Annotated in this window: 22 protein-coding genes; 3 read left to right on the top strand and 19 right to left on the bottom strand. The window is 68.7% G+C overall.

The genetic code is table 11. The features are described from left to right. Position 1: 1 nt before the first annotated feature. The 9 genes from AB0C02_RS13135 to AB0C02_RS13175 form a co-directional block, all read right to left on the bottom strand. Positions 2-340, bottom strand: a complete 339-nt coding sequence (locus AB0C02_RS13135) for an STAS domain-containing protein (protein ID WP_357547623.1) — start codon at positions 338-340, stop codon at positions 2-4. A gap of 235 nt (positions 341-575) precedes the next feature. After that, on the bottom strand, positions 576-1,349 hold the full coding sequence (locus tag AB0C02_RS13140) for an SDR family NAD(P)-dependent oxidoreductase (RefSeq protein ID WP_357547630.1): 774 nt from the start codon (positions 1,347-1,349) through the stop codon (positions 576-578). Between the two features lie 234 nt (positions 1,350-1,583). Continuing rightward, positions 1,584-1,937 (bottom strand): STAS domain-containing protein, encoded by a 354-nt coding sequence (locus tag AB0C02_RS13145; protein ID WP_357547635.1) that lies wholly within the window; start codon positions 1,935-1,937, stop codon positions 1,584-1,586. Between the two features lie 57 nt (positions 1,938-1,994). Beyond that, positions 1,995-4,124: a glycogen debranching protein GlgX gene (glgX, locus tag AB0C02_RS13150; protein WP_357547641.1), complete on the bottom strand. Its 2,130-nt coding sequence runs from the start codon at positions 4,122-4,124 to the stop codon at positions 1,995-1,997. Continuing rightward, positions 4,121-4,495: an STAS domain-containing protein gene (locus AB0C02_RS13155; protein ID WP_357547645.1), complete on the bottom strand. Its 375-nt coding sequence runs from the start codon at positions 4,493-4,495 to the stop codon at positions 4,121-4,123. The genes glgX and AB0C02_RS13155 overlap by 4 nt, the downstream gene beginning before the upstream one ends. Positions 4,496-4,587: 92 nt before the next feature. Continuing rightward, positions 4,588-6,390: an AGE family epimerase/isomerase gene (locus AB0C02_RS13160; protein WP_357547648.1), complete on the bottom strand. Its 1,803-nt coding sequence runs from the start codon at positions 6,388-6,390 to the stop codon at positions 4,588-4,590. 344 nt (positions 6,391-6,734) lie between these two features. Beyond that, entirely contained in the window at positions 6,735-8,129 is a 1,395-nt protein-coding gene (locus tag AB0C02_RS13165; protein WP_357547652.1) for a peroxidase family protein, read from the bottom strand. After that, positions 8,126-8,446 (bottom strand): UBP-type zinc finger domain-containing protein, encoded by a 321-nt coding sequence (locus tag AB0C02_RS13170; protein ID WP_357547656.1) that lies wholly within the window; start codon positions 8,444-8,446, stop codon positions 8,126-8,128. Before AB0C02_RS13170 ends, AB0C02_RS13165 begins: the two co-directional genes overlap by 4 nt. A 35-nt stretch (positions 8,447-8,481) precedes the next feature. After that, positions 8,482-9,423 carry an NAD(P)/FAD-dependent oxidoreductase gene (locus AB0C02_RS13175; RefSeq protein WP_357547661.1) on the bottom strand — a complete coding sequence of 314 codons (942 nt, stop codon included), beginning with the start codon at positions 9,421-9,423 and terminating at the stop codon, positions 8,482-8,484. A gap of 644 nt (positions 9,424-10,067) precedes the next feature. Here AB0C02_RS13175 and AB0C02_RS13180 point away from each other — a divergent pair. Further along, on the top strand, positions 10,068-11,252 hold the full coding sequence (locus tag AB0C02_RS13180) for an IS701 family transposase (protein ID WP_357547667.1): 1,185 nt from the start codon (positions 10,068-10,070) through the stop codon (positions 11,250-11,252). Between the two features lie 202 nt (positions 11,253-11,454). Here the strand turns inward: AB0C02_RS13180 and AB0C02_RS13185 are convergent, their stop codons facing one another. From AB0C02_RS13185 to AB0C02_RS13230, 10 genes are all read right to left on the bottom strand, one after another. After that, positions 11,455-12,447 carry an aldo/keto reductase gene (locus AB0C02_RS13185; RefSeq protein ID WP_357547669.1) on the bottom strand — a complete coding sequence of 331 codons (993 nt, stop codon included), beginning with the start codon at positions 12,445-12,447 and terminating at the stop codon, positions 11,455-11,457. 80 nt (positions 12,448-12,527) lie between these two features. Then, positions 12,528-13,013 carry a VOC family protein gene (locus AB0C02_RS13190; RefSeq protein ID WP_357547675.1) on the bottom strand — a complete coding sequence of 162 codons (486 nt, stop codon included), beginning with the start codon at positions 13,011-13,013 and terminating at the stop codon, positions 12,528-12,530. Beyond that, complete coding sequence (locus AB0C02_RS13195) at positions 13,010-13,618, bottom strand: DJ-1/PfpI family protein (RefSeq protein WP_357547683.1); 609 nt, start codon at positions 13,616-13,618, stop codon at positions 13,010-13,012. The genes AB0C02_RS13190 and AB0C02_RS13195 overlap by 4 nt, the downstream gene beginning before the upstream one ends. Beyond that, complete coding sequence (locus AB0C02_RS13200) at positions 13,611-15,194, bottom strand: GMC family oxidoreductase N-terminal domain-containing protein (protein WP_357547689.1); 1,584 nt, start codon at positions 15,192-15,194, stop codon at positions 13,611-13,613. Before AB0C02_RS13200 ends, AB0C02_RS13195 begins: the two co-directional genes overlap by 8 nt. 20 nt (positions 15,195-15,214) lie before the next feature. Beyond that, positions 15,215-15,589 carry a nuclear transport factor 2 family protein gene (locus AB0C02_RS13205; protein WP_357547697.1) on the bottom strand — a complete coding sequence of 125 codons (375 nt, stop codon included), beginning with the start codon at positions 15,587-15,589 and terminating at the stop codon, positions 15,215-15,217. Positions 15,590-15,620: 31 nt separating this feature from the next. Further along, positions 15,621-16,073: a nuclear transport factor 2 family protein gene (locus tag AB0C02_RS13210; protein ID WP_357547703.1), complete on the bottom strand. Its 453-nt coding sequence runs from the start codon at positions 16,071-16,073 to the stop codon at positions 15,621-15,623. A 3-nt stretch (positions 16,074-16,076) separates the two neighbouring features. Then, a complete protein-coding gene (locus AB0C02_RS13215) occupies positions 16,077-16,502 on the bottom strand; it encodes a nuclear transport factor 2 family protein (RefSeq protein WP_357547711.1) in 426 nt (141 codons plus the stop codon). 66 nt (positions 16,503-16,568) lie between these two features. Then, positions 16,569-17,000 carry a nuclear transport factor 2 family protein gene (locus tag AB0C02_RS13220; RefSeq protein WP_357547714.1) on the bottom strand — a complete coding sequence of 144 codons (432 nt, stop codon included), beginning with the start codon at positions 16,998-17,000 and terminating at the stop codon, positions 16,569-16,571. A gap of 31 nt (positions 17,001-17,031) precedes the next feature. Then, positions 17,032-18,678, bottom strand: coding sequence for a thiamine pyrophosphate-binding protein (locus tag AB0C02_RS13225; protein WP_357547715.1), 1,647 nt, complete (start codon positions 18,676-18,678; stop codon positions 17,032-17,034). A gap of 9 nt (positions 18,679-18,687) precedes the next feature. Then, positions 18,688-19,515: a type 1 glutamine amidotransferase domain-containing protein gene (locus AB0C02_RS13230; RefSeq protein ID WP_357547716.1), complete on the bottom strand. Its 828-nt coding sequence runs from the start codon at positions 19,513-19,515 to the stop codon at positions 18,688-18,690. Between the two features lie 348 nt (positions 19,516-19,863). Between AB0C02_RS13230 and AB0C02_RS13235 the strand changes: the two genes are divergently transcribed. Together AB0C02_RS13235 and AB0C02_RS13240 are read left to right on the top strand one after the other, a co-directional pair. After that, positions 19,864-21,030, top strand: a complete 1,167-nt coding sequence (locus tag AB0C02_RS13235) for a low temperature requirement protein A (protein WP_357547717.1) — start codon at positions 19,864-19,866, stop codon at positions 21,028-21,030. 200 nt (positions 21,031-21,230) lie between these two features. Continuing rightward, positions 21,231-22,277 (top strand): ETX/MTX2 family pore-forming toxin, encoded by a 1,047-nt coding sequence (locus AB0C02_RS13240; protein WP_357547718.1) that lies wholly within the window; start codon positions 21,231-21,233, stop codon positions 22,275-22,277. Positions 22,278-22,423 lie beyond the last annotated feature (146 nt).

Here is a 22,423-nt window from a genome sequence, read left to right on the forward strand (position 1 = left end):
ATCAGTCTTTCCGCAGAACTGCGATTCCTTCGGTGACGTTGTCGACCACCTGGAAGAATCGCAGGAATCCGGTCGCGGAGAGGATGCCGCGGAGCGGATGCGAGACGCCCACCAATGCGATGGGAACGTCCTTCTGCTGTGCCTGCCGGTAAACCATGAGCATGGTGCGTAGCCCGGCACTGGACACGTAACGGAGCTCGGTGAGGTCCAGCAGCACCGCGCTGCCCGTGGACAGGCCGCTCACCAACCGGTCCTGCACGATTGACGCGGTACGTGCGTCGAGTTCACCCATCAGGCTGACAATGGTCACCGAATCGAGCGTTCGTTGGGCGATCTGCATCGCTTCCTCCCCGGCCGGAAAAGGCTGTCGAAATCAGCCCTCCGACCCATTGCACCCAGCCGCTCAATGTCTTTACCCAGAGTCTTGCGGCCTGGGCGCGGCCGACGCAACCGCATCCGTCCGCTTCACCCGATGACATGGCGATAGCCCGCCGGTTTTCGTCAAGTCCGCCGGGCAGGCCGCCAAATCGGCGCCATTCACCGGGGCATCGAGTGAATCGAGGCCGCGGCGAGGGTCAGTGCATCGCCACCCCGGTCAGCTCCGCACACGCGGCCAGCAGTCCTTCCTGGAGGGACACCGAGAGGGCGGGCTCCGGCGGCTGGAGGAGCCGCATGTGCCGGAAGTAGCGCCCCGTGACCCGGGCCGCCGGCTCATCGCTGCCGGCCAGCCAGACCTGGGTGGCCGCGCCGGTCCGCAGGTCGGTCGGCGCCGAGGGGCCGCCCATCCGCGAGCGGACCCAGCCGGGGCAGACGGCGTTGCTGCACACCTGCGGCCGCCGCCGCGCGACGGCGAACGCCAGTGCGATGTCGGCGAGCTTCGAGTCGCAGTAGGCGCCGGTGCCGTCCCAGGGGCGTCGCTCGCGCTGCAGGTCGGTCAGGTCGACGGTGCCGCCCGAGGCCATTCCCGAGGTGAGGTAGACCAGCCGGCGAGGCAGCGGCATCAGTGCGGTCAACAGGTACGGCGCGAGCACGTTGACCTGGAAGACCCGTTCCAACCCGTCCTCGGTGACGGTCCGCCGCCGGGAGCCCGAGTCGGCGATTCCGGCGTTGTGCACCACGGTCTCGAACGGGCCGTGATCGGCGGCGGATTTGGCCAGGACCCGGGTCTGCTCCAGCGATGCGAGGTCACCGACGAGCACCGCCTGGGCCGCCGGCACCGCCGCCAGGGCCGCCTCGGCGCGTTCGTCGTTGCGGGCGTGCAGGAAGACTTGGTGGCCGGCGTCGGCCAGCATGAGCGCGGTCTGCCGGCCGATGCCGTCGGCCGAGCCGGTCACGAGGATCTTCGCCACGAGTCAGCTCCGGGTGAGGTCGTGGGGGGCATGGTCGTGCCGCCACGCGGCGGGGCGGCACGCCAGCCGCTCGGCGGGCCCGACCAACTTTAGTGGCGGCGACGCCGCCGCGACGCCCCTTCGCGCGTGCGAGGCCGGTGGCACCCCGGCACGCCGGACACGGCCCGTCGGCACCGCACGCACGGATCGGCGGCACCGGGCAGTCCCCGGTACCGCCGATCCGTGTCGGTGCGGTCAGCTGGTCGCCACCCCCGGCTCCCCCTCGCCGAACGGAAACCGGTCGCTGAACTCGACGCTGTAGTGGAAGCCGACCAGCTGCATCGTCCGCTGGATCGCCTCGTTGGCACCGACGAGCACGATCCGGCTACCGTCCGGCATCTTGTGCCGGGCGAAGATCAGCGTGCGCAGGCCGGCCGAGGACAGGTACTTCACCCCGCTCATGTCGAGCACGAGCTGGCTCGGCTGGTGTTGGGCGGCCCGCTCGACCTCTCCCCGCAGCGCCGGCGCGGTCAGCGCGTCCAGCGCTCCGACCAGGGTGATCAGAGCGGCAGTGCCATGGCGACGGAACGTGGTCCGAAACGACGTCAATGCATCCTCCCCCGTTTTCGGCACTTCTCCTCGGACCGGAACCCGGCGTGGGCCGATCTACCGGCGGCGTCCAATCAGGACGATCGCGGATCGGGGCCCGAGGTGCACCGAGTGCTGATTGTCGAGCGGTACCTCGCTGCCCGGGGCTACGTTGCCCGGGGCAGCCGCGAAGGTGTCGGCGAACAGGTGCCAGCTGGTGTCGGCAGGAAGCTCTGGCAGCTGTAGGTCGTGCCCCTCCCAGTGCGAGTTGACCGCAATGTAGACATAGTCGGCAAGCCCCTCCGCCGTCAGTCCCGTCCGAAGGACTGCCAACAGGTGGCTGTCCGGGGCCCAGTCAGCCGACCAGGCGTGTACGCCGTGCCAGCTGATGTCCGGGTAGCCGAGGCCGTGGTGGTCCTCGCCGGTCGGGTGCTGCCGGCTCCGCAGCAGAGGGTGGGCCACCCGGAACGCGATGAGGTTGCGCACGAAGTCGAACAGTTCGCTGTTGCGCTCCGTGAGACCCCAGTCGAACCAGGTCAACGTGCTGTCGTGGCAGTACGCGTTGTTGTTGCCCTGCTGCGTCCGGCCCACCTCGTCGCCGGCATTGATCATCGGGATGCCCTGGCTGGTGAGCAACAGCACCATGGCGTTCTTCATCTGCCGCAGGCGCAGCCGTTGCACCTCCGAGTCGTCGGTCGGCCCCTCGACGCCGCAGTTCCAGCTGTTGTTGTCGTCGCCGCCGTCCCGGTTGCCCTCGCCATTCGCCTCGTTGTGCTTGCCGTTGTACGTCACCAGGTCGTTCAGCGTGAACCCGTCGTGGCAGGTGACGAAGTTGACCGAGGCGTTCGCACCGCGGCGGGAGTACAGGTCGGGCGAGCCGACCATCCGGGTGGCCAGGTCACCGATCGTTCCGACGTCACCCTTGAGATACCGGCGGACGGTGTCCCGGAACTTGCCGTTCCACTCCGACCAGCGCCCGTAGTTGGGGAAGGAGCCGACCTGGTACAGGCCGCCGGCGTCCCATGCCTCGGCGATGAGCACGCAGTCGCGCAGCACCGGGTCGAACGAGAGCGCCTCGATCAGCGGCGGGTTGGCCAGCGGGGCGCCGTCCTCCCCGCGGTCGAGGATCGCCGCCAGGTCGAAGCGGAAGCCGTCCACGTGGTACTCGCTGGCCCAGTAGCGCAGGCAGGACAGCACGTAGTTCCGTACCACCGGGTGGTTGCAGTTCAGCGTGTTGCCGGTGCCGCTGAAGTTGTAGTAGTAGCCCTCCGGCGTGAGGATGTAGTACGTCCGGTTGTCCAGGCCCCGGAAGTGGATGGTCGGCCCGTCCTCGTTGCCCTCGGCGGTGTGGTTGAACACCACGTCGAGAAGTACCTGGATGCCGGCGGCGTGCAGCTCCTTGACCATGTTCTTGAACTCGTCGCACTGCATGCCGAACCTGCCCGTGGCCGCGTAGCCCGCCTTGGGGGCGAAGAAGCCGACCGTCGAGTAGCCCCAGTAGTTCAGCAGCAGCTCGCCGCTGGTCGGGTCGATCCGCTGGTTCTCGAACTCGTCGAACTCGAAGACCGGCATGAGCTCGACGCAGTTGACCCCGAGCGACTTGAGGTAGGGGATCTTCTCCACCACCCCGGCGTACGTGCCGGGCTCGGCCACGCCGGAGGACGGATCGCGGGTGAAGCCGCGCACGTGCATCTCGTAGATGACCAGGTCCTCCTGCGGGATCCGCAGCGGCTGGTCGTCGTCCCAGTCGAAGTCGTCGAACGCCAGCTTCGACCGGTACTGGTAGGGATCGTGCCAGTCGGGCTCGGCGCCCCAGACATCGCGGCCGGACATCGCCCGGGCGTACGGGTCGGCCAGTATCCGCTCGGGGTCGAAGCGGTCGGCGATGTGGGGATCCCGCGGTCCGTGCACCCGGTAGCCGTAGTCCAGGTTCTCGTAGTCCAGGCCGAAGACGGTGATCGCCCACACCCCGCCGATCCGGAACTCGTCCGGGATCGGCAGCTCGGCCAGGGGGGTGTGCTCGCCCCGCCGGAACAGGACCAGCGCGACGGCCTCGGCGGTGCTGGAGTGGAGCGAGAAGTTCACCCCGCCGGGCACGAGCGTGGCGCCGAACGGCATGTGCCGTCCCGGGCGGACGCCGTAGCCGGCGATCTGATGGGTGGGATACGAGTCGATCCGGTCCCGGACGACGTGCACCGGCGCGGTCATGCGGCCACACTCCGCCGGTGCTCCGTGCCCGCCTCCGAGGTCCCGAGCGCCGCGAGCCCGCCGGCGAGGTCGTCCGCGACCGCGAAGAAGCGGAGGAACCCGGTGGCGGCCAGCGCCGACCGCAGGTCGGGGTTGAGCCCCACCACGGCCACCCGGCCGTCGACGCACTGGGCCTGCCGGTAGATGACGAGCATCGTGCGGAGGCCGGCGTCGGAAACGTGCGACACCTCGCCGAAGTCGAGGAGGAGGGGCCGACCCTCCATCAGCATGGGCAGGATCTCCGCGTGCAGGTCCCCGGCGGTCGAGCTGTCGAGTATCCCGGCGAGCCGGGCCACCGTGACGTCGTTGACGCTGTTTTTCGATATCTCCATGGCTGCTCCTGCCAAGAATGGTGTGAAAGCGAGCGGAGGGGTGCGCCGCCGAGCCGGGTCCCCCACCCGGCCGGTGGCGGCGTGGTGATCGGTCATCCCGCCGGCGTGAGCTGCACCTTGACCGTCAGCGAGGACTCCGACTCGGGCAGTGCCACGGTCATCGCGACCGGGTCGAAGCTCTCCCAGGGCTTGCCGTCGATCTCGACCTCGGTGAGCCGGACCCGACCGGGCGGCAGCAGGTCGGGCGCGACCCGCAGGGTCCGGTCGGCGTCCGGGCGGGGCTTGAACCAGAGGTTCAGCGGCTGCTTGGTGATGAGCAGGTTGGTGTAGACCGCGGCCAGGTAGCAGAGCTCCGCGGAGTGGTACATGCTCATCGAGTGGCTGCCCTTGAGCCGCTCGGTGCCGAGCAGGTAGGGCATGCCGCTGGCCAGCACGTTGAAGTAGACGGCGCCCTCGTCGTGGTCCAGGAAGAAGGCGTTGTAGAAGGCCGTCGCCTGTCGGGCCTCGCGCTGGTTGGCCTCGCCGCCGATGCTGCCGAAGAGGATCAGGTACGCCAGGATCGCCTGCTCCTGCTGCCACCAGGCCTTGCGGTCGTGCCAGGCGAACCGGTGCCACTCCTGGCCGTCCTGGCGCACCCGCTCGACCACGTCGTACCAGCCGCCGCGCTGCCGGTCCGCGCCGACCGGCGGCATGATCTCGGCGATCTTCTCGGCCAAGGCGCGGTAGCCGCTCTTGGGCGTGTGGGCGTACATGCGCATCAGGTTCCAGGCGATCTTCAGGTTGTGGCCGACGACCGCGCGGTTCTGCTGCCAGGTGTGCCCCTGGTCAGGTGACCAGTCGGTGAAGAACCGCTCGTTGACAAACGGGCTTTTGGCGTAGTCGGGGAAGTGTTCGACAATGGTGTCGAACGTCCGCTCCAGCATCTCCGCGTGCTTTTCATCGCCGGTGGCGAGCAGCAGGTTGACCAGATAGGCCGGGGCGTGGTCGCCCACGGAGTTCCAGTTCTTGCGGGACTTGTTGAACTTGAGCGAATCGTGGTGCGGGCTCATCAGCAGCGGGTCGATGTGGGAGAAGTAGCCACTGCCCTCGTGGTCCCGGAAATACTTCTCGAAAAGCCGCAGCGTCGCGTCGACGTCCGCCGCGATCCGCCGGTCACCGGTCACCCGGAAGGTCTGCGTGGGGCCGGCGAGCGCGTAAATCTGCTCGTACATCGGAATGGCGTCGTAGTCGTCGTCGAACTCCGAGGTCAGCAGTTTCTTCTCGTAGCCGCCCTCGACCTTGACCCCGTGGTACCAGTACACGACGTCGGCGTCCGCGTCGACGAAGCGCATGTGCTTGCGCAGGTACTCGGTCCCCGCCTCGGCGACCGCCAGGTAGTCCTCGTTGCCGGTCAGCATGTAGGCGGAGGCCATGCCGTACACCAGCCGGGAGATCGTGTCGGTCTCCTGGACGTGGCTGTCGGTCTTCTCGCCGCCGAGCCGGATGTTCGTCCGGTAGTCCCGGTAGTCGATCGGGCCGGTGCCGAACTGGGCCTTACGGTAGAACCGGGCCAGCGAGTCGATCTGGCGCACCCACCAGTCGGGCCGCTCGAAGTTGAAGTCGGTGACGCCGCGGCCGAGGAACAGCAGCCGCTTCGCCTCGTAGTGGTAGGCGCCGCCCTCGGGGTAGAAGACCCCGTAGACGAACAGCTGGCGACCGGCGGTGAGCATGTCCTCGACGTGCTCACCGGCGTCCGCGTACGGCTCGTCCAGGTTGCGGAGCAGTTCCGCCGACATTCCGTCGGACAGCCGCACGTCGACCCGCCTGTCATCGATGGTTCTCATCGTGAAGACACCATTGCCGGGCAGGTATTCGACGACGGTCCCAGCAATCGTGTCCATAAACGGGAATTGCATGATCTCACCCATGGACGACCAACCTTCCTTAACGGCGCTGTAGTCGACAGTATCGGAGCACCGCTATTCGGAACGGTGCCCGCAGTCCCCTGTGTCGCCCGCCGGACACTCTCGTTCCGGCTAGTTTGAATGGTGTCGAGACGGCGGTACAGCGTCAACGAAAATGCCGTCGGCAGACCGCGAGGCACGGGATCGAGGGACATGCTTCGTCAAGTCGGACCCGAAGATATTCGGCGGCGCGGAAGTGATGGGAGACATCCCGTCCGCTATGAAAACGACAGGTGTCAAACGGTACGGGCCGGGACCTTCCGGTCCCGGCCCGCGCGCTTTCGTCGGCTTTCCGACTACCGCCCCGCGATCGGCGCCTGCGCGAACAGGAGGAGGTCGGCCAGGCCGAACTTCGAGCCGGCCGACGGCAGGGTGGGCCGCCAGGTCGGGTCGACGGTCAGGAACGAGTCCAGGTCGGCCCGGATCAGTCCGATCAGCACCTCCGCGACGATCCGGCCGCCGACCGGGCCGAGCCGGTCCCCTCCGCCGCAGTACTGCGCCTCCTTGAGGATGTAGAGCCAGAGCGGCGTGCCGCCGGCCCACTCCTCGCCGACCTGCACCGGGTCGAGCTGCTCCGCGTCGAGAAGGTGGGCGACCGCCTCACCACTCGGCAGGGCGGTAGCTCTCCCCCGCAGCATGTCCCGCACGGCCAGGGAACGGTGCTCGGCGACGTCCACCTCGCCGGTGATCTGCTCGGGTAGCGAGATGAGGCTCGCCGGCAGGCCGCCGTCGAGCCGCTTGGCGCGCTGCGCCGGCGGCCGCGACGGCAGATCGAACAACAGCGACCAGTCGAGTTGGTGTTCCGGACGGATCGGTCCGTGCCCGAACAGGTCGGGGAAGAGCGGATACTCCGGGCCGTCCGGCTGGAGCCGGTACCGGTGCCGGATCTGCCCGTGGCCGTAGCGGTACGCCGCGTCGGCGAACTCCAGCGGGATGAAGGCGGCACCCGGATCGGGCGCGAAGTACCGGGGCCCGCCGGTGAGCAGCTCGTCGACGAGCTGCGCACCGACCAGCCGGGGCAGGAAGTCGTGGATCACGATCCACTGGTAGTGCCAGACGAGCGCGCGCCGCGCCTCTTCGAAGATCTCGCTCTCGGGCACGCCGTCCTCCCGCAGGCGGTCGACCAACCCGTTGTGAGCGCACAGGAAGGCCAGATGCAGATGGGCGACGAAGCGGTGAACGTCGTTGCGCGGGTCGCCGATCAGTGCGGTGCCCTGCCAGTTGCGGGGCAGGTCCAGGCCGTCCGCGCTGGTGAGCAGCTTGGCCGGGTCGCCGGTGTCGTACAGGTACGGCGTGCCGACCGGCCCCTCGGCGTGCACCATCTCCAGGTTGAGCCGCGGGGAGCGCGCGTTGCGCAGGGCGATCACATCGGCCTCGATGCCCACCGGCGAGCGGTCCGCCGTGATGTCGTGGGCGACGAACTGGCCGAAGAACGGCCAGCCGGCCGCCTCGCCGCCGTCATCGATCGCATGCCCCGGGCGACTCGGGAACCGCGTGGCGTCGCAGACCCCGCCCGGCGTGCCGGCGGCGTAGAGCACCTGGGGGTCGGCGATCAGCGGCGGCAGGTCGGGGAACATCCGTCCGTAGCGCGCCCCCTGCGCGGGGGCGTCGACCATCCGCCCGGGCGCCAGGCAGTGGTCCCGGATGGCGCGGAGGCTACCGTGCCGCGCCGTTTCCACCGCCGCGGTCACAGCGCGTCCTCGGGCAGGAGGAAAAGTTCGTCGGCGTAGCACCAGCCCCATTCCTCGCCCGGCTCGTACGAGCGCACCAGGGCGTGCGCGACCGTGTGCCAGTGCGCGGTCGCGTGGCGTCGCGGGGAGTTGTCGCAGCATCCGATGTGCCCGCACTCCAGGCACTCCCGCAGGTGCATCCAGCGGGTGCCCTCCCGTAGGCAGTCCTCGCACCCCCTGCGGGTGCTCGGCCGGATGTCGACGGCCCGGTCCAGGTGGTCACAGGTCTTCGTCGTCGGGTTGCCGTCGGCGTCCCCGGCCACGGTCCAAGCGGTCATGGGCATAGCTCCTCGTGTCGGTGTCCGGTCCGTGGTCAGTCCGCCTTGAGCTCGGGCGGGTAGAGGAAGTAGTTGGCCGCCGAGGCCGCCTGGGCCCCCTCGTGCACGGCGGCGGTGACCTGGTGGGAGTGCAGCGAGGTGACGTCGCCGGCGGCGTAGACCCCCGGCACGTTGGTCTTCTGCTCGCTGTCCACCCGGATCCAGCCGCTGGGGGCGAGCTCGACGTCGAGCTGTTGCGCCAGGCGGGTTTCCGGGGTGGCGCCCTGGATGCTGAACAGGGAGTCGAGGTCGAGTCGCTCCCCGCCCCGGGTGATGACGGCGGTCATCATCCCGTCCTCCCCCTCCACCGACCGGATGTGGTCGTGCACGACGGGGATGCCGGCGTTGTTGAGCCGCTTCTGGAACTTCGGGCTGATGTCGAAGAACTCGCTGTTGGTCAGCAGTCGGACCCGGTCGGTCAGACTGTGCAGCTGAAGGGCCTCACCGGCGGCGGCGTCGGTGTGCCCGACGACGAGGATGTTGCGCCCACGGTTTTCGTAGCCGTCGCAGGTGATGCACCAGAACATGCTGCGGCCGACGTACGACTCCCAGTGCGGGAAGTGCGGGAAGTGGTCAAGCACCCCGGTGGCCAGGACCAGCACCCGGCCCTGCCATCGGTGGCCGCCCTGAGCCTCGGCGACGAAGCCCTGCTCGCCGTCCCCGCCGACCCGCTCGATCAGGTGGTGCACGAAGTGGATCCGGTCGTACCGGGAGAGCTGCTGCCGGGCGAGTTCGCGTAGCCCCACCGTGGCAATGCCGTCCGGGAATCCGAGGTAGTTTCGGTTCTTCTGGTGATGGGTCGAGCGACCCCGGCCGTTGTCGAAAACGAGCACTTCACGGTTGTATCGGGCCAGATAGAGAGCGGCGGAGAGGCCAGCTGGCCCACCACCCACGACGATTGCGTCGGCTCTGCGGGGAACCGAGGCGGATGCGGTCACGATGATGCGTCCTTTGCGGTCGGAGCTCGTGGTTGATGCCGGCGTTCGGGACCAACAACGGCCGTCCGGCGTTTATGCCGCCCCACGCCGATCGCACGTCGCGAGTGAATCACACGGCCAGCGGCGCCCACCGTATTCGAATGAAAGGCGCGCGGACTATCGGAGGTCCGGCCCCGGATTAAGTTATGTCCGCAGGCCAGGGGCCGCCGCGCCGGGCACGCCGAAACCTGACAACCTCGTCAAGTCTCCCCGTCAAGCATTCATTTCGGACAGTCGACGCGCATCCCGCGTTCGATCATGGCGAGGGGGCGCCGGAGGGACTCGGGGACAGATCCGCCGATCAGTACACATCGGATCTTCCGGTCATGCGTATGCCCTGCTCAGCGGAGCCCTTCATCCAACTCGAAACCCACTGTCGCGAGGTAAATGCGTGACGTTACGGCACGGGCGGCCCTTCCGACAGGGCTGAGGGCCGGCACCCGCCACTCATACGTCGCCACGCCGTCAGAATCCTGACTCTAGGATCAGTCAAGAACCGGGCAGCGACACGATCCACAGTTGGATGGACTCTGTCCGGCAGTTTGACCGGCAATTGGCACGGCCACGATCAACACAGGGGGAGGCATCAAGATGGTTGTGGCATCGTGAGTGGCAAAGGGGCGACTAACGAGGACTTCAGGGAGTTCTGCGCCGACGTGTTCGGCACACTCGGCCGAACGGACCAGCGTCAGGCGGCCGAGACCTACCTCTACGGGCTGCTCAACTGTACGGGCCGGAAGTCGATCCGTCGTCTCGTCGCCGCGGCGCCGGGTCGCAGCGAACAGTCCCTTCAGCAATTCATCAACCAGAGCCCATGGGATCCGGAGCCAATCCGGGAACGGCTCATGTACCGACTGGCCAAGGCCGTTCGCCCGACCGCCTGGGTAATCGAGGAGGTGCACTTTCCCAAACACGGCCAGTACTCGGCGGCGGTCGAGCGGCAGTACGTGCAGTCCCTGGGCCGGGTCCGCAACTGCCAGCTGGCCATCACGGTCACGTTGACCGCCGGCCGGATCACCGTGCCGGTGAACTGGCGTTTGATCGTGCCTGACTCCTGGGGCCGTGACCACGAGAGACGGACCCGGGCGCGCATGCCGAGCCACGAACTGCCACGGCCGTACTGGCAGTACCACCTCGAGGTGCTCGACGACATGGCCCTGGAGTGGGGCATGCCGGTGGCCCCGGTGGTCGTCGACACCAGCAACCGCGGAAACGTGGAGGCGTTCCTCGGCGCCCTCGAGCTGCGTCGACAGCCGTACCTGGCGCAGGTCGCCAGCACCTTCCTCGTCGCCTACGACCAGCCGGCGAGGGCAAACCATCCCAGCTGGGGCGCAAGCCCCGCGAACGGCTCGGCCCCGACCTGGCAGGGGACCGCCGGCGACCTCATCGCCAGGACCGGTCACGTCACCCGGGACACTGTCGAGTGGCGCAACAGCGAAATCGACAGTGTCATGCGCTCCCAGTTCCTCCAGGTCCCGGTTCGGTCGTCCGTACCGGGCCGGGGTGCCGGCGCCTCGTCGACGCCGACGGGTGCGCGGACGCTCATCGCCGAGTGGCCGCTGGGCAAGCCCGGTCCCCGCAACTACTGGATCACGAACATGACGGACCCGCCCCTGCCGGAGCTCGTCGAGCTCGCAAAGCTGCGAGAGTTGGCGACGCCCCGCATCGAGGAGTTCGCGGGCACGTACGGCCTGCGGGACTACGAGGGGCGTACCTTCGCCGGCTGGCACCACCACGTCACCCTCGCCACCGCCGCGTACATCTACTGCCTGCTGGACAGCCCTGGCTGACAACCCGGCGCCGGCCGGGTCGTCGAACGCGGCCGGCGCCCGCCGGGTCGGATGAGCGACAGGCCGGATGAGCGACGGGCCGAGCCCGGCCGTCCTGCTCCGAGGCGAGGGTCCGACCGACCCCGACGGAGCAGCCAGAAAATGGTGATGCGGTGCCGGTAACGACCGGCACCGCATCACCGTCCGGGGTCGCGGGCGAGGATCAGGCGCGCCCTCGACCGAGGAAGTCGACCCGATGGCCGACCGGACCGTAGACGAACTCCCGCATGGAGCTGATGAAGTCACTCGGAAACCCGAGCTGGATCGCGCTGGCCTCGTCCAGCCTCCGCACCGCCTCGTCGGGCAGCTCGAGTTCGGCCGCCGCGAGGTTGTCCATCAGTTGCTCCACCCGGCGGGCGCCCACCACCGGGTGCACGTGCGCCCGGGTGGCCATCAGCCAGGCCAGGGCAACCTGCGACGAGGACGCGCCCAGTTCGTCGGCGACCGCGTCCACCTCGCGGGCGATCCGCAGGTCCCGCTCGCTCAGGTCGTCCTTGCTCACCCGGGTGTGGGTGGTCGGATCCGAGCGGGTGAACTTGCCGGACAGGACTCCGCGGGCCAGCGGCGACCAGGCGGCGACGCCCAGGCCCAGCTCGTCGGCCATCGGAAGCAGCTCCCGCTCGGCCTCGCGTTCGAGGAGGCTGTACGGCAACTGGAGCCCCACGAAGGGACTCCAGCCGCGCAGCTCCGCGATCGTGTTCGCCCGGGAGACCACCCAGGCCGGCGTGTCGGACATGCCGACGTAGAGCACCTTGCCGGCCCGGACCATGTCGTCCAGCGCGCGCATCATCTCCTCGATCGGGGTGCCCCGATCCCAGATGTGCACCCAGAGCAGGTCGATGTAGTCGGTGCGCAGGCGCTTCAAGCTCTGCTCGACCGAGCGTACGAGACTCTTGCGGTGGTTGCCCGACGCGTTCGGATCGGCGCCGTCATTGGACAGCGTGTACTTGGTGGCGACCACGAACCGGTCGCGGTCGGCGCCGAGGAGCTCGCCGACGATGCGTTCACTCGCCCCCTCGGTGTACTTGTTCGCCGTGTCGATGACGTTGCCGCCCGCCTCGGCGTACGCACTGAACAGCTTGCGACACTCCTCGACCGGCGCTCCCCAGCCCCAGTCCTCGCCGAAGGTCATGGTGCCGAGGATCAGCTCCGACACCCGTAACCCCGACTGGCCGAGCGTGCGGTACCTCAATGGCCCTACCCCTCCCATAGCGCACTGTCTGTTATGGGCAGAGGCTACACTCGGTGCGCATCCCGTTGCGCCAAGCCGCCATGGTGGTGTGGCGTGGCAAGACTGGCCGGGTCCTGGTCCCGGTATCCCTGGCTCACCTCGACGACCACGCCGTCCGGGTCGGTCAGCCAGACACTGCGCCAACCCGGGATGAAGTCGTCGAACCGCAGCGGCCCGAGGGAGACGGGGACCTGCGTGCCGATCCGCTCGAGAAAGGCCTCCAGGTCGTCGGTCTGGAACGCGAGGTGCCGGGCAATGCCGACGTGCGGCGGGCCGTCCCCGGTCGAGGTGAACGGTGCGGGCTCCGGTGAGGCGAACAGCTCCAGGTAGACCGACCCCTGCCGGAGGAAGATGATCTCCTGCTCCCCCAGCGGCACGACCCGCGCCCGCTGGAAGCCGAACCAGCGTCGGTAGAACTCCTCGGTGGCCCGCTGGTCGGCGCAGTTGAGCGCCACATGCGACCAGCGCAGGGCCGGCGCCGGCGCGGTCATGCCGCCACCCGCCGATCGGCGAGAATGTCGATGATCTGCCGGGCGAAGAGGTGGGCGTGCATACCCGTCCGGCCGGTGACCAGGTCGTCGCCGTCGACCACGACGTCCGCGTCGACGTACTCGGCACCCATGTTGCGCACGTCCCCGACGAGGTTGTTGTGACAGGTCACCTTGCGTCCGCGGATGGTCTCCGGGATCGGCGCGAGCAGCCAGAAGCCGTGGCAGATGACGCCCTTGAGGATGACCGGCTCCTGGAAGGCGCGCCGGACCAGGTCGACCGCCGGCGCCAACTCGTTGACGTCCTCGGTGTACCGCAGCCGGTCGGAGACCATGCCCGAGGGAACGATCACCGCCGCGTACGACCGCAGGTCCGCGTCGGAGACGCCCTCGACGCTCTCCCGCGCCGTGAAGGGCGCCCGCCACTCGTGACCGTGGAAGGTGATCTCGGACTGCCCCCAGAGGCGGGTGAGGAAATGGACCGCCGCACCCTCCTCGGCGAACCGGCGCTGGTAGTAGTGGATCTCGGGCTCGAAGAAGTCGCTCTCCACCAGCACGGCGATCCTGGTGCCGGACAGCGGGCCGTCCCGCAGGACGAGGTCAGACATCGCGTGCCTCCTTGATCAGGTCAGCGGCCCGCTCGGCGATGGCGACGATGGCGGTGTGGCAGTTGCCGGAGGGCACCGCGGGCATCACGCTCGCGTCGACCACCCGTACGCCCTGCACGCCGCGCACCTTGAGCTGCGGGTCGACCACAGCGAGGTCGTCGATCCCCATCCGGCAGGAGCCCGCCTGGTGGTGGTAGCAGTCGGCCCGGTTACGGACGAAGTCCCGGATCTCCGCGTCGGTCCGGACGCCCGGTCCGGGCATCAGCTCGCCCTTCAGGTGCTCCTTGAACGCCGAGGTCGCGAAGATCTCCCGGCTCAGCTTGAACGCCTGCACCAGCCGGTCGAGGTCGGACCGGTCGCCGAGGTAGTTCGGGTCGATGAGCGGGTGGGCGAACGGATCGGCGCCGGCCAGCCGGATCGTGCCCCGCGAGTTCGGCCGGACCACGCCGGGCAGGATGGAGACGGCGTTCGGGTGGTTCTGCCCCACGATGATGTCGAACGGTACGTGCACGAACGCCAGTTGGAGGTCCGGCGCCACCATGCCGGGCTGGGAGATCGTGAAGAGCGCCGACTCCGACAGGTTCTGCCGGCCCGGTCGCACCGGGTCCACGGTCTCCGCGATCAGGCCGGTGAGCACGTGGTTGTGGAAGTTCTCCCCCACGCCGGGCAGGTCCGCCACCACCGGGATGTCGAACTGCCGCAACTGGGCGGCCGCCCCCAACCCGGACAGCAGCAGCAGCTTGGGCGACTCGATCGCGCCCAGGCAGACGATCACCTCACGGCCGGCCCGCACCTCCCGGGCGCCCGGCTCGGCGCGGTCGACCCCCGGCAGTTCACGCCCGTCGCCGGCGGTCGCCGCGGGCGCCTGCTGTCGGTAGCGCACGCCCACGCAGCGGGTGCCTTCGAAGATCAGGCCGGCGGCCTGGGCGTCGGGCCGCACGGTGAGGTTCGGACGGCCCAGCGCCGGCTCGAGGAAGGACTTCAGCGCCCCGCGCCGTTCACCGTCCTTCACGTCGATGTGGTGCCAGCCGGCGCCCATCATCTGCGGCCCGTTGAAGTCGGGCACCTCCGGGTGCCCGAGCTCCTTGCCGGCGTCGATGAACACCCGGGACATCGGGTTGGCGTCCGGCCCGCCGGCGTTGGTGACGGTCTGCGGCCCGCTGGTGCCGATCCGCGGGTCTGTCCGGTCCTCCTGCGCCTCCAGTTTGCTGAAGTACGGCAGCAGGTCGGCGTACGACCATCCGGCCGCGCCCTGGTACGCCCAGTTGTCGAAGTCCGAGGCGTGCCCTCGGACGTGCATCATGATGTACAGGTTGCTGCTGCCGCCGAGCAGCTTGCCGCGCGGCTCGTAGACGGTCCGGCCGTTGAGGCCCGGCTGCGGCACCGTCTGGTAGCCCCAGTCGATGGGGCTGCCGAGCAGTGTGAACCAGAGCGGCGCGGCGTCCACGTTGGCGGGCACGTGGCTTCCGCCGGCCTCCAGGACGAGGACGCTGACGTCCGGGTCCTCGGAGAGGCGGTTCGCCAGCACCGAACCCGCGGTGCCGCCGCCGACGACGACGTAGTCGAACTGTTCCATGATCTTCCGCCCTCCGGACCTCAGTCGTTGGACAGGACGGCGCGGAAGGGCACCGTGTCGTGGAAGTTGGCCATGTACGTGATGAGCCCGTCGACCACGCGGTAGTAGTTCACGACGTCCGCTTCCACCGTTCCCCCGGCGGGGGTGGTGGCCGAGATGTGCGAGACGACCGCCGCCTGATCGCCGTCGACGACGATGTGCCGGGGCACGTTCTGGAACCTGGCGTACATTCCGGGAAAACCCTTCATCATGTTCCGCAGGGTCTCCCGGCCCTCTACGTGACCCGCGAGCTGCTCGTCCATGACCTGGCCGGCCGCGAACAGGTCACACCACGCGTCCCAGTCGCCGGCGTTGGCGAGCTCGTAGTACCGGTTGACAACTTCCCTCGTGTTCATCGGTGCCCTTCCGCGTCCGCGTGGCCGCCGGCTACGCCCCGACGCGCGTGGCGTCGGTGGCCAGTTGCGACCAGAACTGGTTGAACTGGGTGGTTCCGTCACCGAAGATCGCGCCGCGACCCTCGATCACCTTGTCGTCGCGCCACCGCAGCAGGTGGACCACGTCGATCTCCAGCCGGTCGTACGGCGAGGTGCTGCCGTCCTTCGCGGTGACCCGGGTGCCCACGTTGTGTGAGACGTCCGCGGACCACTCGTCGCCCAGGAGGATGGCCGAACGGGTCATCACGAAGCTGCCGCCGGAGAGCTTGCCGACCTGCTCCATGAAGCCGAAGAAGCCGTCCAGGCCCTCCCACCAGCCGGCGAGCTGGTGGTTGCCCGGCACGAGCCAACGCATGTCCTCGGCCCAGTACTTCTCGACCTCGGCCCGGTCACCGGTGGCGAGCGCCTGGTAGGCGGCCTCCACCAACTCCTTCGTGGGGGCCACGGGTCAGTCCTCCGCGAGCCGGCTCGCGACGCTCTTCAGCGTGAAGCGCGACCACATGTACCGGTCCACGCCGTGCTGGTCGGCGGTGTGCACCTGGACCGTCTTGATCCGGCCGTCCTCGATCCCGTACGTGGTGCAGGTCGGGAAGAGGTACTCCTGGCCGTCCGCGTTGCCGTGCCCGTGGTGCTTCTCCACGACGGTGCCGTCGTCGAGCTCCCCGAAGTGGACGTCGTCCACCGTGATGCCGGCCTTGAAGAGGTCACCGAAGAAGGCGATGACCTCGTCGGCGCCCTTCATCGTGCCCGACAGCGGGTGGTGCCCCGGCATGGCCCAGGTGACCTCCGGGTGGAAGACCTCCGCCCTGATCTTGTCCATGGCGCCGTTGCCGAAGTGTTCGTACATCTTCAGTACGAGAGCGGTGTTGGACACTGTTGCCTCCCTGTTGGTGGTTCGCCCTGGCCGTTCCAGGGCGGGACTGGCCGACACCGTCGTCGACTAGAGCGATGCCGAACCCGGCATCGGGTCGAGGCGGTCGACGGTGTAGGTCTTGATCTGCGGCGTACCCCCCGGGCCGGCGACGACCTCCCAGGTCTGGTAGGCGTCGAAGCCCAGCCACTGGCTCTTCGCCGCGGGCGGAGTCCAGATGCGGGCCTGCCAGTTCACGACGACCTTCAGGTCGGCGCGGCCGGTGCTCAGGTTGCCGACGTCGACGGAGGTGACGGTGTGCACCTCGTCGAAGAATCGGTTGGTGACGGCCTTGTACCAGTCGGCGAAGCCGCTGTGTCCCCGCGCGGTGGCCTCGGGGAAGCGCATCTCCAGCCCGTCGGCGGCGAGGTACGTCAGCGCCTCGTCGAGATCGACGTGCCGGTCCAGCGCGACGTACCAGTCCGCCACCATGGCACGGATCGCCGCTTCGGTGAACGCCATTTCCACTCCTTCTCGGTGTCGTGCGAAGCGGTCAGGACCGCAGGGTGTCGTCGGTGGCCAGGTCGATCAGGAACGGCCGGCGGTAGGTGAGCAGCCGCTCGACCGCCTCGGCGACCTGGTCCGGCTTGTCGACCCGCATGCCGTCCGCCCCGAAGGAGCGCGCCAGCCCGACGAAGTCGACCTCGGGGTGGGAGAGGTCGAACGAGCGCGGGAACTCGTGCCGGCCGATCGCGCGCTCCGACCAGTACTGCTCGATGTTCCGGTTGAGCAGCTCGTACCGGTGGTTGTTGCAGACCACGAACGACGCCGGCACGTCGTGCCGCGCGGCCGTCCACAACGCCTGATACGTGTAGAGGCTCCCGCCGTCGCCGCTGAAGCTGACCACCGTCTTGTCCGGGTGGGCGATCTGCATCCCCACCGCGCCGGGAATGCCCACCCCCAGGGAGCCGCCTCTGGTGAGGTGGTAGTGGCCGGGCAACCGTGGCCGGAGGTGACGCGTGAGGTAGGGCGAGGCGGTCAACGCCTCGTCGAACACCATGAGGTCCTGCGGCGCCCGGCGGGCCAGCTCGGCCAGGAAGGCGGCGATGAGCGTGCCGTCCTCCGGCTCGACCTCGGGCCGTTCGGCCCGCCGGCGGGCGATCCGGTCCCGCGCCGCGGCGTCCTGCGCCGGGGTACGGAGCCGGTCGAGGTGGTCGGCCAGCGCGGCCAGGGTGAGCTTGGGATCGGCGACCAGGCCGAGGGTGACCGGGTGGTTCTTGGCGATCTCCCAGTCGTCGAGGTCGATGTGCACCACCCGCGCGTCCGGGTGGAACGGGCTGGTCAGGTCCGGGAAGACCTCGGGGAAGACGTAGGTGCCGACGATGAGCACGGCGTCCGCGTCCGCCACCGCGGCCCGGCTGGCCGAGCCGAACATGTGCCCCAGCGGGCCCCGCACCAGCGGGTGGTCCGCCGGCATGTGGGCCTCGGAGGAGTCCACGAACCACACGTCGGCGCCCAGCTTCTCGGCCACCCGGGTCAGCTCCGGCTCCGCGCCGGAGACCGAGACGCCGTCGCCGACGAGGACGAGTGGGCGCTCCGCCCCGGCCAGCATGGCGCCCGCCCGGGCGACCAGGTCGGGTGCCGGCAGCGTCCGGGTCTCCGGTACGACGGTGGGCAGCACCGGCTCGTCGTTGAGCGCGTCGAGCACGTCCATCGGCAGTGCCACGAAGACCGGTCCGCGCGGCGGTGTCATCGCCGTCTTGACGGCCCGGCGCAGCACCCTCAGCAGCGAGCGAGGGTCCACCACCCGCGTCGCCCACTTGGTCACCGGCCGTGCCATCGACACGAGGTCGGCGGCCATCTGGGCGTCCATGGCGTCGTACGCGGTGCCGGCCTCGCCGGCTATCACCACCAGCGGCGTGTGCCCCCGCTTGGACTGGTACATCATGCCGATGCCGTTGCCCAGGCCCACGCCGCTGTGCAGCTGGAGCACGGCCGGCCCGCCCGTCGCTCGGGCGTATCCGTCGGCGATGCCGGCGGCGACGGTTTCCTGGAGGGTCAGGATGTAGTGGAAGTCCGGAAACCCCTCCAGGGCGTCGAGGAATCCCTGCTCGACTGTTCCCGGATTGCCGAACATGTGGGTGATCCCGTCGGCGAGAAACTGCTCGATGATCGCTACTTTTCCGGGACGTGCCGCCATGGAAATCCCCTACCAACCGTACCGGCGGAGTCCGTGCTCCAGCATTTCCACCATTTTCTCGCCGGTCCGGAACGAGTCCGGCGTCGACCGTCCGGTGACGAACGGATAGTCGACCACGACGGACACCTCCTTGCCGAAGTTGCCGTGGTAGGCGCCGTCCGGTCCGGTGGCGTCCCGCAGGATGTATTCCAGCGGGTACGGCGGCGGGCCCATGTTGAAGTCGGTGTTCAGGAACCCGGTGCCGTCCTTGTAGTCGTATTCCTTGCAGTGCCCGGTGACGTGCTTGCCCCAGATGATGCTGCGGCGGTCCTCCCAGTCCCGGGCGAAGGCCAGGCAGGCGACGCCGTAGCATTCGGCGCCGATGACCTTGTCGGCTCGCAGGAAGGCCAGGATCAGATCGTGCACCCGGCCGTTGTTGGCCAGGTCGACGATCGGCCCGCTGCCGCCCACGACGAGCAGGGCGTCGTATTCGGCGATCGCCTCGGCGAGCGGGTCACCGATCGCGCGGTTGTACGCCTCCAGCTTGCGGAGGTAGTCGTCTTCGCTGGTGTACGGCCGGTCCGGGATCCACTCGGCGATGTTGAGCGGGTTGTCCAGCCGCGCTGCGGTGTCCACCTCGCGGGCGAGTTTGGCGACCTCCTCGGTGACCACGCTGCGGCCGAGCGGCGGGTCGATGAAGTCGGGCTGCAGGCTCGGTGGCAGCGCGTGCGGCCGACGGCCGTTCGGGGTGGCGAAGACGACCTCGTAACCGCGCTGGTCGAAGTGACTCAACGGGCCGACGAGTTCCTCTCCCCAATAGCCGTACTCGGACAGCAATACCAGAATCTTTTTTGTCACGGCGACTCCCGGGGTAGGAGATTTCCTGACGGCGGTGCCTTGTGCGCCAGGCCGATCAGCTCTTTCCGGATCGGATCCTCGGTCGCCGTGCAACATCGAGTCAACGCCGGGAAAAGCCATCCGGCACAGGACGCGGGATTCGGTTCCAAGCTTCGTCAAGTCGGGGGCACGGGGTCTGATCTGTGCGGCGGTAGTGGGCTCAACCGGGCGTATGGCCGATATGGGAGCCAGCCCCCCGACCGACGCGCGGAACGCGGTACTTCGTCAAGTTGCCGACACGACTCCCGGTAGTAGATTCGCCGGCCGGAAGGGCTCTCGGAACGGGTCCCGGGTGGCACAATCAGGCGCATGACCGAGGCACATCTGACGGATGCCGAGCCGCCGAAGCCGGTATCACCGTTCGAGCTCTTCTTCGACCTGGTCTTCGTGTTCTCATTGACGCGGGTGACCAGTCTGGTATTGGGGCACCCGGATGTGGCGGGTGTCGGCCGGGGCCTGTTGGTGCTGGCGCTGCTCTGGTGGGCCTGGGGCGCGTACGCGTGGCTGACCAACGCCGTGAACATCGACACGGCGTCCTCCCGGGCGGTGATCCTGGGGGCGATGGCGGCCATGCTCATCGTCGCCGTCGCGGTGCCCCAGGCGTCCGGCCGCAACGCCCTGCCGTTCGCGCTGGGCTACTTCGTCGTGCGACTGCTGCACCTGGTGCTCTTCTCGGTGGCCGGGGGCGCCAACCGGGCCGCCATCCTGCGCCTCGCGCCGGGCAACCTGGCCGCGTCGGTCCTGCTCATCATCGGCGTGTTCACTCCGACTGCCGTACAGATGGGACTCTGGGCCCTGGCCGTGATGATCGACTACGGCACGCCGTTGATCACCGGCGTCGGTGGCTTCACGGTGCACGCGGGGCACTTCTTCGAGCGGCACACCCTCTTCATGATCATCGCCCTGGGCGAGTCGGTGATCGCCATCGGCGCCGGCGTGCTGCACAGCTCGGCCAGCATCACGCCGATCGTGGCCGGCAGCATCGTCCTCGCGCTCGCCGCGATCAGCGGGCTGTGGTGGTCATACTTCGACTGGGAGGCCGGGGTGACCGAACGGGTCCTGTCGAGCTCGATGGGGCCCCGTCGCGCGCACCTGGCCCGCGACCTCTTCAGCTATCTGCACCTGCCGCTGGTCGCGGGCGTCGTGTTCGCCGCCGTCGGGGTGGAGAGCGTGACCTCACACCCGATGGACCCGCTGCACGGCGTCCATGCCCTGGGCCTCGGCGGCGGGGTGGGGATCTTCCTGTTGGGACTCAGCGCGGTGTGCGGTCGGCGGGGTCACCGCCCCCGCGTCGACCACCTGATCGGCGGGCTGCTCAGTCTCGCCACGATCCCGGCGTCGACCGTCCTGCCCGGCCTGCTCACGCTCGCGTTCCTCGTGGTCATCCTGCTCTTCATCGCCTTCGTGGACCGCGCCCACGGCCGCTCGGAGGTCGGCGAACGGACGGAACCCGTCGGGGTGCCGGTCCCCCGGTGAACCGAGGAGCGGGATCGGGCCGGCACACCGCCGGTTGAGGACTGTGGCCGCGTATTGTCCACGGCGAGACAAAGTGCTTTTCGTCACAGCTGAATGCGGTGTCACCAACCTGATTATCGCGTTGACCGGGTTCCAATTCAGTCGCCAGTATCGGACCACCCACAAGGAGGAAACGAGGTTCGATGCGAGCACGAAGAAGCGTGGCGGTCATCGGCGCCATCCTGACCGGATTGGGCATGGCCCTGGCGCTGGTGCAACCGGCATCCGCACGACCCAACTGCGATGTGCCGAATCCGCCACCGATCTGCGATCCGACTGAGCCGCCGGATGATCCGACGCCGGCGACGTATGTGCCCGTCCTGGCATTCGACGGTGCACAACAGACCACGTCCCGAACCGGCGTACACATCTGGGGCTGGACGGCGGACGACGACCTGCCGGCCACTTCCCTGACCGTGAGAATCACCATCGACGGCGCCTCGGCCACCACCCTGACCGCCAATCAGTCCCGGCCCGACGTCGCCGCCGCCTACCCGAAGTACGGCGCGGCGCACGGCTTCGACCTGGTGCTGCCCGCGTCCGCCGCCGGGCACAACATCTGCGTGGCCGCGGTCAGCGTCGGCGGTGGAGCGGACAAAACGGTTTGCCGTCAGATGGACGACATCGTCGATTTCGTGGCGTACAACATCAGCTACGACATCGCTCACGCCGTGCTGACCGGCGCATCGCTGGAACAACTCGACAAGGTGACCAACCGCAACGACACCACGTTGCAGCAGTCCACCGAAATCAGCGGTTCCCGAACGGCGACGGACAGCGAGGGATGGTCGGACACCGTCGGCATCAAGGTCACGGTCTCGACCGGCTTCAAAACCGGAATTCCGATTCTCGCCGAGGGCAAGATAACGGTCACCGCCGAGGGCACCTACAGCTACACGCAGAACGGTTCCCACCAGCGCGCCCAGACGTTCTCCTGGCGTCAGCCGGTTTTGGTGCCGGCGAGGTCGATCGTGGAAGCGACCGTCACGATCACGCACTCGACCATTTCTGTGCCGTACACGTTGACCGGTGAATTCGTCTACCGCAGTGGCGCACGGGCAGCCGGCAGCGTCAACGGGATGTTCTCCGGTGGCAACAGCGAGAACCTGTCGGTCAACCTGAAGCAGTACAACCTGGACGGTACACCCGCCGCCGCGCCGGCCTCGCAGTCGCCGGCCGCGATGCTCAAGGTCACGCAGGCGCGATAGAGCGACAGTCGAACTGGCTGCCGGCCCTCGACCGAGGTCGGCAGCCCGTTTCGGGTCAAGGCGGCCGAGGGTGCCCCAAGGTGCCGGTGGGCTTCCCGACGCGGGCAGGCGCAGGCCCGCGACCCGGCCGGAGTCCTGAAGTGACC

This window comes from Micromonospora sp. NPDC048999 (genome assembly GCF_040649295.1).
Classification (GTDB): Bacteria; Actinomycetota; Actinomycetes; order Mycobacteriales; family Micromonosporaceae; genus Micromonospora.

Coding starts and splice junctions, on each gene's coding strand:
- AB0C02_RS13135 (WP_357547623.1), bottom strand. CDS start 340: ATGCAGATCGCCCAACGAACGCTCGATTCGGTGACCATTGTCAGCCTG.
- glgX (WP_357547641.1), bottom strand. CDS start 4,124: ATGACCGCGCCGGTGCACGTCGTCCGGGACCGGATCGACTCGTATCCC.
- AB0C02_RS13155 (WP_357547645.1), bottom strand. CDS start 4,495: ATGGAGATATCGAAAAACAGCGTCAACGACGTCACGGTGGCCCGGCTC.
- AB0C02_RS13160 (WP_357547648.1), bottom strand. CDS start 6,390: ATGCAATTCCCGTTTATGGACACGATTGCTGGGACCGTCGTCGAATAC.
- AB0C02_RS13170 (WP_357547656.1), bottom strand. CDS start 8,446: ATGACCGCTTGGACCGTGGCCGGGGACGCCGACGGCAACCCGACGACG.
- AB0C02_RS13190 (WP_357547675.1), bottom strand. CDS start 13,013: ATGACCGCGCCGGCGCCGGCCCTGCGCTGGTCGCATGTGGCGCTCAAC.
- AB0C02_RS13195 (WP_357547683.1), bottom strand. CDS start 13,618: ATGTCTGACCTCGTCCTGCGGGACGGCCCGCTGTCCGGCACCAGGATC.
- AB0C02_RS13200 (WP_357547689.1), bottom strand. CDS start 15,194: ATGGAACAGTTCGACTACGTCGTCGTCGGCGGCGGCACCGCGGGTTCG.
- AB0C02_RS13205 (WP_357547697.1), bottom strand. CDS start 15,589: ATGAACACGAGGGAAGTTGTCAACCGGTACTACGAGCTCGCCAACGCC.
- AB0C02_RS13220 (WP_357547714.1), bottom strand. CDS start 17,000: ATGGCGTTCACCGAAGCGGCGATCCGTGCCATGGTGGCGGACTGGTAC.
- AB0C02_RS13225 (WP_357547715.1), bottom strand. CDS start 18,678: ATGGCGGCACGTCCCGGAAAAGTAGCGATCATCGAGCAGTTTCTCGCC.
- AB0C02_RS13235 (WP_357547717.1), top strand. CDS start 19,864: ATGACCGAGGCACATCTGACGGATGCCGAGCCGCCGAAGCCGGTATCA.